An 11,811-nucleotide genomic window follows, 5' to 3' on the forward strand; every position below is an offset into this window, starting at 1 on the left:
TTATATAAAATGCTTTACTTAAAAAAATCCACTTCTAAATTATTAATACATTATACCTTTAAATTTTCAACACAAGAAAATATATTCATTTATGAATATATTTAGGTATCTTTTGGCATACTTCCATTTCAAGTTTTCAGCATATGCCGCTATGGAGAAATTGGTAAACTCAGCAGATTCAAAATCTGCCGCCTTTACGGGCTTCTCGGTTCAAGTCCGAGTAGCGGTACCACCTTTAAAAAAATCAAAATACAAACTCAAGTAAATAATATTTCATGTATAATTGCACATAATAAATTAACGGTGCTCAATAGCTATTTTTAAGTTTAATTTTAACTACTTACTGCACAGTTATTGCACAGAGACTCTTTAAACCCCTTGTTTTAGGGGTTGAGTTCAGGATTCAAAATCTCCCGCTAGTAATAGTGTGCCGGTTCAAGTCCGGCTACTGGTACCACCTATTTTTAATTTATAAATAAACACTTTTTCTTCGTTATTAAATATAGATGTTTCAATTTTTCAGATATATGCTACATTTACTATAGATTTTATAAAGTAAACTAAAAAATAAAGAGGAATAGCTACTATGACAAAGAAATTTCTTCTATTTGACAATGACGGCGTTTTAGTCGAGACTGAAAACTGGTATTACGAGGCAAATGTAATAGCTTTAGCCGAAATAGACATAGAGCTTACTTTTGATGTATATATGGAGATCATGGCAAGGGGTGGAACTGCTTGGGAAATAGCTAAGGCACAGAATATATCTCAGTCTGTTATAGATGTGCAAAGAACAAGAAGAGATGTCTACTATAGAGAGTTTATAAAAAATGAATACATTGAAATAGATGGTGTTATCGATACCCTCCAAGAGCTAAAAAAAGAGTATAAAATGGGAATTATAACTACATCAAGAAGAGTAGATTTTGACCTTATCCACAACAACAGAGATATCATCAAGTTTATGGACTTCTCTCTTTGTGTAGAAGAGTACCCCCGTGCAAAACCCTACCCTGATCCGTACCTAGCTGGTATGAAAAAGTTTTCTGCCACAAGAAATGAATGTCTAGTCATAGAGGACTCTCAAAGAGGTTTAAACTCTGCTGTAAATGCCAAAATAGAGTGTGCGATAGTTAAAAACAACTTTACTTTAACTCACGATTTCTCAAAAGCAACTTATAAAATAGAGAAGTTTTCTGACTTGATAAGATTACTTAAAAACTAATTAATAGTTTTTTATATATAATCACATTAAAAAGAGGGGAACTTTATATAGATGCTAACTAAGTTTATTCTTTTCATTTTATTAATCTCTCAAGTTTATGCAAATCATATTTTAAAAAACACATACTATGTAAACTCAAACGACATATATATTTCTACTTTAATTGAAAATTATTCAAAAGATGAAGTTCTTTATAAAATACCACCAAGCAGGCACACAAAAAAGGTCACTACAACAGAGTTGCTTAATAGATTAAAAAAACATGGCTACACTGATATAACTACCAAAGGTAAATATATTAAATTCATAATTAAAAGCCCTATTGACACTTCAAAAATTGCTTTATATATAAAAAATTATTATTTAGAAAAATATGACATTATAAACATAACAAAAGTGGAAGTTTTACCTAGAAGTTATATAGCATCTCTACCTAGCCAGTATAGCATCTACATACAAGCAAAGAACTATCTCTCAAGAAGAGATATAGTAAGTATCAAAACACTAAAAAATAAAAAAATATTTTTTAATTACAATATTTATGCAAGGCTTCCAATATATGTATCAAAAGAGAAAATTAAAAAAAACAGTGAGCTATCAAGTGTAAATATCACAAAAAAGAGTATAATATTAGATAAATTTATGACAAAACCTTTACAAAACTTTAAAGCACACGCTTTTGAGAGTAAGTACAATATAAAAAAAGATAAGATAATAACCTTAAAAAATGTTCAAGAACTAAGCTTAGTAAAGAAAAATTCTTATATTACTATTAGTCTAAACAAAAATAATATGTCTATTAGTTTTAACGCATTAGCCTTGGATAACGGTAAGCTAAATAGTATTATTAGAGTTCAAAAGACAAATGGAAAAAGATTAAAAGTTAAGGTTACTGGAAAAAATCAGGCGGAGATTAGATGAAGAAAGTTGTTATTGCCATTAGTGGTGCAAGTGGAGTACACTTAGGCTTAAAAGCTTTAAGATTAATTCCAAAAAATATTAATAAGCACTTCATTATGACAAAAAATTCTAATATTGTTTTAGAAAAAGAAAATAATCTCACACTACATGAAAATGAAGATATTTCAGCAAGTATAGCATCTGGTTCTTTTGGTGTAGATGCCATGCTAATTGCACCTTGCAGTATGAATACACTTGCTAAAATTGCTTGTGGGATTTCTGATAATTTAGTTACTAGATGCGCTAGTGTGATGATAAAAGAGCAAAAGAAACTAATTATAGCTCCAAGAGAGATGCCCTTTTCTGCTATTGCCTTAGAAAACATGCAAAAATTAGCGCAACTAGGAGTTGTAATCGCTCCTCCTGTTATGGCTTACTATTCAGAACAACAAACATTAGATGAAATGGAAAACTTCATCATTGGTAAGTGGTTTGACTTACTTGGCATAGAAAATAATTTATACAAACGATGGGAATAATATGACAACTCGTAAAATAGCCTTATATCCAGGAACTTTTGATCCTATTACAAATGGTCACTTCGACATAATAGAAAGAGCTTTGAAGCTTTTTGATGAAGTGATTATAGCTGTTGCTATATCAGTAGATAAAAAACCTATGTTTACTCTAGATGAACGAATAGAGATGACAAAAAAAGCGATAGAAGAGTTAGAAAATGTTAGCGTAGTTGGTTTTGACAACCTAACAGTTGAGTTAGCGAAAGAGCGTGGAGCAACTATACTTATTCGTGGATTAAGAGCAATAAGTGATTTTGAGTTTGAACTACAACTTGGTTATCTTAACAACTCTTTAGATGATTCTATTGAAACTGTTTATCTTATGCCAAAACTAAAACATGCTTTCATAAGTTCATCAAGTGTACGAAATCTTTTAAAATTTAATGCTAAAACAGAGCATTTGCTTCCAAGCAAAGTTCAAAAAATCATAGGGAGTATGGATTCATGTACATTGCAATAGAAGGAATTGACACATCTGGGAAAAGTACACAAATTCAAATGCTTACAAAACATTTTCCAAATGCCATCATTACCAAAGAACCAGGTGGAACAAAGGTTGGAGAAAAAATAAGAGATATAGTTTTAAGCGCAGAAACAAAAAGTAAAAAAGCAGAATTTCTACTTTTTTTAGCAGATAGAGCAGAACATATAAAGGAAGTAATAGAACCAAATATAAAGAAAACAATCATCTCTGATAGAAGTGTTGTGAGTGGTGTTGCTTATGCTTTGATTCAAGATGAGATAAGTCAAACTGCAATATTGCATCTAAATAGATTTGCAACAAATGGCATCTACCCTCAAAAGGTTTTTCTTTTAAAGCTAACAAAAGAAGAGTTAGAGTTTAGACTTTCACAAAAAGAGTTAGATGGCATAGAACTAAGAGGTTCTGAGTATCTTTTAAAGATTCAAGATTCTATTGTAGAAGCTTCAATCCTCCTAAACTTGGACTTAGTAACAATAGATGCTACAAAAAGTATAGAAGAGATAACAAAAATAATATTAGAAAATATGAAGGACATATGATGATTAAATCATTAAGAGGGATGAATGATATTTTAAGTGAGGACTATCAAAGATTTACTTATTTCATTGACACAGCAACTAAGATAGCTCAGAAATATGGTTATCACTTTATAGAGACTCCTCTGCTAGAAGAAACAGCACTTTTTAAGCGTTCTGTTGGTGAAAGTAGCGATATTGTTGGTAAAGAGATGTATCAGTTTATAGACAAAGGCGAAAATGATGTTTGTCTCCGTCCAGAAGGAACAGCTGGAGTTGTTCGTGCTTTTATACAAAAAAAGCTTGATAAAGCTGGTGGAACTCATAGATTTTTTTATCATGGACCTATGTTTCGTTATGAGCGACCTCAAAAAGGAAGACTAAGAGAGTTTCATCAGTTTGGTGTTGAGAGTTTTGGGGTAGATAGTGTTTATGAAGATGCTACTATGATAATGATGGTTGCCGACATCTTACAAACTCTTGGTATCGGCTATAAGCTTCAACTCAACTCCTTGGGTGATAACAACTGTATGCCTCAATATCGTGATTCTCTTGTTTCATTTCTAGACTCATGTGAAAATAAGATATGTGAAGATTGTAAAAGAAGAAAAAAAACAAATCCTATTAGAGTTTTGGATTGCAAAAATGAAAAATGCCAAGAACTTTATAAAGAAGCTCCAAAACTTTTAAATAACCTTTGTCTAGGTTGTAAAGATGATTTTACTGCTCTAAAAAATATTTTAAAAAATAATAATATTGATTATGAAATAGATACCAACTTAGTTAGAGGACTTGATTATTACTCTAAAACAGCCTTTGAGTTTGTTAGTGATGATATAGGAAGTCAAAGTGCAATTGCCGGCGGGGGACGATACGATAGACTAGTAGAGTATCTTGATGGTCGCCCTACTCCTGCGGTTGGTTTTGCTATGGGAATAGAAAGATTAATGGAACTTATAGTTATGCCAAAAACTAATAGAGAGGGTTATTATATTGGAGCAATGGATACTCAAGCCATTGATTTAGTTGTAAAACTTGCTCAAAGTAAAAGAAAAACAGAAAAAACCACTATTGACTATAAAGCTAAAAACTTACAAAAACATTTAAAAGCAGCAGACAGAACAAATGCAAAATTTTGCTGTATAATAGGTTCAAACGAATTAAAAGACAATACTATTTGGATAAAAAATTTAGAAGATAAAACAGAAAAGACAATTAACATAGGGGATTTAAAATGATAGACACATTACATATTGTATGGTCAATTTTTATTGACTTCATTGAGTTTTTCTTACTGCTTGGCTTTATAGGTTTAATTATGCTTTATGTATATGATAAACATGTTCAAAGAAGACATGCCTTGCTTATTAATTATCCTGTAATTGGACGAATGAGGTACTTTTTTGAAGCATTAAGAGAACCTTTAAGACAATATTTTGCAGAAGAAACTTTTTATGATTCGAAAGATAAAGTTGACTGGGTATATACAGCAGCAAAAGACAAACCAAACTATAAATCATTTTCAGTAAATCAGCCATTTTCTGGCTCAAGGTTTATCATAAAACATGCCACAAATGTCCTAAATGATGGTGAAGTAAGCGATGATACATCAGTTACTTTTGGTGAAAATAGAGAATTTCCTTTTGTTTCTCATACCCCAATTATACGCTCGGCAATGAGCGATGGAGCACTTAGCCCTGAAGCTGTTAGAGCATTTTCAATCGCTGGTGCTAATTCAAACTTAACAATAAATACAGGAGAAGGATCTCTAACTTCAAACCATCTGTTCACTCATCAACCAGATGTAAAAAATGCAAAATATTTAGAAGTTGTAAAAAGCACCCCAAAAGCAGAACTAGTTTTTAAAATCGGAGAATTCTTTTTTAATCGTTCAAGCGCTTTGAAATGGTATAGGACTGCTCTACTAAATAAAAAAACCCAAAACACTTATATTTATGCTCCAAATTCACATGTTTTATTTCGTGTAAACTGGAAAGCTCCTATCGAAGATTTTCCAAAAGAAGTCCCTAACGATATTCCAAATATGATTTTTCAAATGAGTTCAGGACTTTATGGAGTTAGAGATGAAAATGGTAAGTTTGATGATTTAAGATACCAAAAAGTTATGAAATTTTGTCGTATGACAGAGATAAAAATTGCTCAAGGGGCAAAACAGACTGGTGGGAAACTTGCTGCGGCTAAAGTTACTGCTGATGTTGCTTATTATAGAGGTGTTGAAGAAGGTAAAAATATATTTTCACCAAACAGATTTCCTTTTGCTGATACCACTAAGCATCTACTTGATTTTGTCCAAAGATTACAAAAACTATCAGGTAAACCAGTTGGTTTTAAAATCGTTATTTCAGATGCTACTGCAGTTGACGAGTTAGCCCAAGAAATAGCAGCGAGAAAAGCTCAAGGCAAAAATATACCAGACTTTATATCTGTAGATAGTGGAGAAGGTGGAAGTGCAACGGCACCCTTAGAGCTTATGGAGTCAGTAGGATTAACTACAAACAATGCTCTTTATGTACTAGACACTATGCTTAAAAAACATAATATTCGTAGAGATATAAAAATTATTGCAAGTGGAAAAATATTAACTCCAGATGATGCAATTATAACTCTTTCTATGGGTGCAGATGCCATAGGAATTGCTAGAGGTTTCATGATGAGTGGTGGTTGTATTCGAGCACAGATGTGTTCTGGTTTTGGTTCTCATGTTTGTCCTGTTGGAATGGCAACTCAAGATAAGAAAAAAAGAGCTTCTTATTTAGTTGTAAAAGAAGGTAAAGAAATCGGTAATTATCATACTAATCTCATCAAAGGGATGAAAGTAGTATGTGCTGTTATGGGTATTGAAAAAATGAGTAATTTACAAAAGTCAAACCTAACTTTTAAAAATCAAAATGGTGAAATTTATTTTGATATTGATAAATATTTTCACCATAAATTTCATATGTAAGGCTATATTTGGAAAATTTTGGTTTAGATATATGGTCCAATAAAAACTATATTATTGAAAATTCGGAAATAAAACTAAATTATAAGAGTATGCCATCTTTACTAGAAATAGTGGAACAAATCCGTTCAAATGATGTAAGAGGTCCTATTCTATTGAGGTTCCCTCATCTTATAAAAAAACAGATAAAAAATTTATACTCTTATTTTCACAAAGCAATAGATGAAAACAACTATCAAGGTAGTTTTAATGCTGTCTTTCCTCTAAAAGTAAATCAATTCCCTGGTGCAGTAGATGCTATAATAAAACAAGGTGCTGAATTTAACTATGGACTTGAAGCTGGTAGTAAAGCAGAGTTAGTTTTAGCCATGAGTCAATCACAATTAAAGTCAAACATAACAGTAAATGGCTTTAAAGATAAAGAGATGATTACACTTAGTTTTATTGCTGCACAAAGTGGACATAATATAACTATAACTATTGAAGGCTTAGGTGAACTAAAAACAATTTTAGAAGTAGCAAGAGAATCTTCTTTGCGTGTACCAAGTATAGGGATAAGAGTTAAACTTCACTCCAGCGGAAGTGGCATCTGGGCAAAAAGTGGCGGAATGGACTCTAAGTTTGGTTTAACATCAACAGAAATCATAAAAGCTATTTCTTTGCTAAAAGAGTCAAGTTTATTAAACTATTTTACAATGCTTCATTTTCATATTGGCTCACAAATGACAGATATAGCACCACTTAAAAAAGCATTAAGAGAAGCTGGAAATATCTATGCTGAACTTAAAAAAATGGGAGCGTCATCTCTATGTAGTATAAATATTGGTGGTGGATTAGCCGTAGAGTATGACCAACACTCACATACAAAATCTCATAATTACTCCATAGAAGAATTTTCAAGCAGTGTGGTTTTTTTACTAAAAGAAATCATGGATGCTAAGAAGGTAACTCATCCAGATATTTTCACCGAATCTGGTAGATATATAGCTGCATCTCACGGCGTGTTAATAGCTCCTGTTTTAGAACTTTTCACACAAGACTATCAAGAGAATCTATTAAGTTTAAAGGAAAACAACCCTCCTCTCATAGAAGAATTAGTAGATTTGAACAAATCATTAAATAATAAAAATGCGATTGAATATCTTCACGATGCTCTTGATCATATAGAATCGCTCTTTACCCTTTTTGATTTAGGATACATAGACTTGCAAGATCGTTCAAATGCCGAAATACTAGTTCACAATATAATAAAAAAAGCACTTTATTTAACTCACACATATAAAAGTGATGAATTAAAACAATTACAAGTAAAACTACAAGAAAGATACCTTATAAATGCTTCAATATTTCAAAGTTTGCCTGATTATTGGGGATTACAACAACTCTTTCCAATAATGCCTATACATCATTTAAACTCTGCTCCAAGAAGAGCAGCATCTTTATGGGATATAACTTGTGATAGTGATGGAGAAATTTGCTTCAACCCGCAAAAGCCTCTTTATCTTCATGACATTAATCTTGATGAAGAAGATTATTTTTTAGCTTTTTTTAATGTTGGTGCTTATCAAGAGACTTTAGGAATGAATCATAATCTTTTTACACACCCAAGTGAATACACAATAGAAATAGATGATGAATCATACGAAGTTAAAAATAGTTCTGAATCCAAAAATATTTTACAAATATTAAAATCAATTGGTTACAACGAAGATAATATTTTACAGAAACTTAAACAAGACTTATTATCTAGCAATTTTATCACAAAAGAAGAAAAAGATGATACACTTGCAAAACTAGAAATTTTTACAAAACAAAATGGTTACCTACGAACAACAAATTAAAAAGTAATGGAGTATGAAGTTATTTATGCTCCATTACTTGACTTTTAGGACATTCAACTTGGGACTTTACTCTGACATAAAAGAAGACTTTTCAAACGCTTACAAAAATGACCCTGCTTTAAACTCAAAAATAGACTTTCTTTTTAACTACCCTGGTGTTTGGGCTATTGCGTGGTATAGAGTTGCACACAAACTTTATAATTCTGGCTTTACAAAAATCGCAAGAATTCTTATGGGTTTAACTCAAATATTTACACATATTGATATTCATCCTGCAGCACGCATTGGTAAAAGAGTTTTTATTGATCATGGTACAGGTGTTGTAATTGGTGAAACAACTATTATAAAAAATGATGTATTAATATACCAAGGGGTGACACTAGGTGGAGTATCTCTAGACCTAGGGAAAAGACACCCTACTATTAGACAAGGTGCTGTTTTAGGTGCTGGAGCTAAGATTCTTGGTAATATTGTCATAGGAGAGTATGCCAAAATTGGTGCTAACTCTGTTGTAGTAAAAGAAGTACCAGATAATGCTACCGCTATTGGAATACCTGCTCATGTTATTCCTAAAGGTAGATGTAACGATCCATTTATGCACAATAAGCTTCCAGATATAAACAAAGAAATGTTTGAGTACCTTCTTAAAAGAGTTGCAATTCTTGAACATGTTATTGTTAAAGACAATACAGATGTACTAGAACAAGACTTAGAATTAGAATATATCTACGAATCTTTTATAAAAGCTATGAAAAGTTAAACCATTTTTCAGTATAATGTAGACATTAAAATAATGGAGATTTACATGCTAACTCAACGCGTAAACATACTATCTGAATCATCAACAATTGCTATTACAGCACTTTCCCAAGAGTTAAAAGCTCAAGGTAAAGATGTACTTAGTTTTTCTGCTGGTGAACCTGATTTTGGTACACCTCAAATTATAAAAGATGCTGCTATTGCGGCAATTAATGATAACTTTACAAAATATACTGCTGTAGATGGAATCATAGAGCTAAGAGAAGCTATTGCAAATAAACTAAAAAGAGATAATGGCTTAGACTATGCGCCAAATCAAATTATTGTAAATAATGGGGCTAAACACTCATTATTTAATCTTTTTTCTGCAACAATTGAAGATGGTGCGGAAGTTATTATACCTGCACCGTACTGGGTTACATATCCTGAATTAGTGAATTACTGTGGTGGTAAAGTTATTGAAATTCAAACACATGATTATGATTTATTTAAAATAACGCCTGCTCAACTTAGCAGTGCTATTACTCCAAGAACGAAGATGCTTATTCTAACTACTCCATCTAACCCAACTGGTTCTATCTATTCAAAAAAAGAGCTGATTGAACTTGGTAAAGTTTTAGAAGGTACAGATATTATAGTTGTAAGTGATGAGATATATGAAAAACTAACTTACGAAGGTGAATTTACTTCTGTAGCATCTGTAAGTGAAGATATGTTTAAAAGAACTGTAACTATTAATGGTCTAAGTAAATCAGTTGCAATGACTGGATGGAGATTTGGTTATATGGCTGCACATGATACAGCACTTATTAAAGCAACTAAAAAACTACAATCTCAAAGTACATCAAACATCAACTCTATCACTCAAAAAGCAGCTATTGTTGGCTTAAATGGCAGTGCAGATGCTGATATAGAAATGATGAGACAAGCATTTATTTCGAGAAGAGATGAGGCTATGAAGCTTATTAATGAGATTGATGGACTAAGTGTTATAAAACCAAATGGTGCATTTTATCTGTTTGTAAATATAAAAGATGTTTCTTCTGATTCTTTAATCTTTGTAAAAGATTTACTTGATAAAAAATTGGTAGCTGTTGTTCCAGGTGTTGCTTTTGGTAGCGAGGGTTACTTCAGAATGAGTTTCGCGACTGATATAAATACAATTCGTGCAGGTATCGCTAGAATAGCAGAATTTGTACAAGACCTAAAGGCATAAAACTTTAAAGTAGGTAAAAACCTACTTTAAATCTTGTAAAGCTTCGATAACTTCATCTAAGTTATCAAGTGGAATATGAACTTTCCACTCAGGAGCATCCACTTTTCCAGATAAAGAAATACCTACACTAGCAACTGTATGACTATCTTTGCCATATGGTTCTTCTAGTTTAGCAACTGAGATAACACCTTTTTTAGTTCCACTTAATGCAATTATTTTTGACATAATACTTCCTTAATTTTATTTTATAAAATGAAGAGAAACCTTCATATTATTTATTACGATATCGGAAGTATACCCTCAATGGGTACCTCGATTCCGATACCTACGCTAACGCTATGTTTTGTTCAGCACAAGGCTCATTGCACTAGTGCAATTTCTATTTCAATAGTCTAGCAATTTTAACCTGAAGCTTTAGCCATAATTTATGTTCCATCAATGGAAAGCCAGAAAAAGTTAAGCCACTTTTCGTAATATTTTTAGTAATTCCACTTCTTGCCGCAAAGGTAGAAAATGGTGCTATTTCAAGATGTCCAGCAAATGCGGACTGTCCACCAACAACAACATTACGCCCTAGTTTTGTTGAACCTGCACTTCCAGACTGTGCAACAAATACAGAATATTCACCTATTTCACAATTATGACCTATCTGAACAAGGTTATCAATACGAACACCTTTGTTTATACGGGTAGAACCAAAGACAGCTCTATCAACACTTACATTACTACCAATTTCAACATCATCTCCAATAACAACATTTCCATTTTGATATATCTTTTTATGTTCACCTTGAGCAGATGTTGCAAAACCAAAACCATCAGCACCAATAGCAGTGTTTGAATGGATAATACAATCACTCCCAATATGGCAATCTCTATAAACAGTTACATTGGGATAGATGATAGTATTATTCCCAATAACAGCCTCGCAACCAATATAAACATGAGCTAAAATCGTACAATTCTTACCAATCCTAGAACCATTTGCAATTTCGGCTTTAGAAGATATTTTACTACCCTCACCTATTAAAGCACCTGGAAGTTCTTCATTTTCAATAGGAGGTGCAAAGTATTTTGATAAAATTGCCATTGACCAATATGAATCTTCTACTACTAAAGCCACACAATTATTTGGAATATGTTCCACCAAAGAAGCTGGAACTATAACAGCCCCAGCTTTTGTCGTTTGGATATCTTTTATATACTTTGAGTTTGCAACAAAAGAAACTTCATTTACTTCAGCATCTTGAAGAGCATTCATTCCATTTATTTCAATATCTTTAAAATCATATTCACACTCTAATATAGAAGCAATGGCACTTAGTTTCATC

General features: G+C 32.0%; 12 protein-coding genes and 1 tRNA gene. 11 read left to right on the plus strand and 2 right to left on the minus strand.

Features of this window, described 5'->3' with window-relative positions; genetic code table 11:
• Window positions 1–145 precede the first annotated feature (145 nt).
• The 11 genes from MOV42_RS07320 to MOV42_RS07370 all read left to right on the plus strand — a co-directional run bounded on the left by MOV42_RS07320 (window position 146) and on the right by MOV42_RS07370 (window position 10,480).
• Window positions 146–232 (plus strand) — tRNA-Leu (locus tag MOV42_RS07320).
• A gap of 354 nt (window positions 233–586) precedes the next feature.
• Window positions 587–1,225 carry an HAD family phosphatase gene (locus MOV42_RS07325; RefSeq protein ID WP_324170541.1) on the plus strand — a complete coding sequence of 213 codons (639 nt, stop codon included), beginning with the start codon at window positions 587–589 and terminating at the stop codon, window positions 1,223–1,225.
• Window positions 1,226–1,276: 51 nt separating this feature from the next.
• Window positions 1,277–2,146: a flagellar basal body P-ring formation chaperone FlgA gene (gene flgA, locus MOV42_RS07330; RefSeq protein ID WP_324170542.1), complete on the plus strand. Its 870-nt coding sequence runs from the start codon at window positions 1,277–1,279 to the stop codon at window positions 2,144–2,146.
• Entirely contained in the window at window positions 2,143–2,664 is a 522-nt protein-coding gene (locus MOV42_RS07335) for a UbiX family flavin prenyltransferase (RefSeq protein ID WP_324170543.1), read from the plus strand. The genes flgA and MOV42_RS07335 overlap by 4 nt, the downstream gene beginning before the upstream one ends.
• 1 nt (window position 2,665) lies before the next feature.
• Window positions 2,666–3,163, plus strand: coding sequence for a pantetheine-phosphate adenylyltransferase (gene coaD / locus MOV42_RS07340; RefSeq protein WP_324170544.1), 498 nt, complete (start codon window positions 2,666–2,668; stop codon window positions 3,161–3,163).
• Window positions 3,148–3,726: a dTMP kinase gene (gene tmk, locus MOV42_RS07345; protein WP_324170545.1), complete on the plus strand. Its 579-nt coding sequence runs from the start codon at window positions 3,148–3,150 to the stop codon at window positions 3,724–3,726. Before coaD ends, tmk begins: the two co-directional genes overlap by 16 nt.
• Window positions 3,726–4,940 carry a histidine--tRNA ligase gene (gene hisS / locus MOV42_RS07350; protein ID WP_324170546.1) on the plus strand — a complete coding sequence of 405 codons (1,215 nt, stop codon included), beginning with the start codon at window positions 3,726–3,728 and terminating at the stop codon, window positions 4,938–4,940. Before tmk ends, hisS begins: the two co-directional genes overlap by 1 nt.
• Entirely contained in the window at window positions 4,937–6,667 is a 1,731-nt protein-coding gene (locus tag MOV42_RS07355) for an FMN-binding glutamate synthase family protein (protein WP_324170547.1), read from the plus strand. The genes hisS and MOV42_RS07355 overlap by 4 nt, the downstream gene beginning before the upstream one ends.
• A gap of 8 nt (window positions 6,668–6,675) precedes the next feature.
• Entirely contained in the window at window positions 6,676–8,505 is a 1,830-nt protein-coding gene (gene speA, locus MOV42_RS07360) for a biosynthetic arginine decarboxylase (RefSeq protein ID WP_324170548.1), read from the plus strand.
• Window positions 8,506–8,563: 58 nt separating this feature from the next.
• A complete protein-coding gene (cysE, locus tag MOV42_RS07365; protein ID WP_324170549.1) occupies window positions 8,564–9,265 on the plus strand; it encodes a serine O-acetyltransferase in 702 nt (233 codons plus the stop codon).
• A gap of 45 nt (window positions 9,266–9,310) precedes the next feature.
• Window positions 9,311–10,480 carry a pyridoxal phosphate-dependent aminotransferase gene (locus MOV42_RS07370; protein WP_324170550.1) on the plus strand — a complete coding sequence of 390 codons (1,170 nt, stop codon included), beginning with the start codon at window positions 9,311–9,313 and terminating at the stop codon, window positions 10,478–10,480.
• Window positions 10,481–10,501: 21 nt separating this feature from the next.
• Here the strand turns inward: MOV42_RS07370 and MOV42_RS07375 are convergent, their stop codons facing one another.
• Window positions 10,502–10,705 (minus strand): hypothetical protein, encoded by a 204-nt coding sequence (locus tag MOV42_RS07375; RefSeq protein WP_324170551.1) that lies wholly within the window; start codon window positions 10,703–10,705, stop codon window positions 10,502–10,504.
• Between the two features lie 154 nt (window positions 10,706–10,859).
• Window positions 10,860–11,810: a UDP-3-O-(3-hydroxymyristoyl)glucosamine N-acyltransferase gene (gene lpxD, locus MOV42_RS07380; RefSeq protein WP_324170552.1), complete on the minus strand. Its 951-nt coding sequence runs from the start codon at window positions 11,808–11,810 to the stop codon at window positions 10,860–10,862.
• Window position 11,811: the final 1 nt, after the last annotated feature.

It is taken from the genome of Sulfurimonas sp., assembly GCF_029027405.1.
In the GTDB taxonomy this organism is placed as follows: Bacteria; Campylobacterota; Campylobacteria; order Campylobacterales; family Sulfurimonadaceae; genus Sulfurimonas.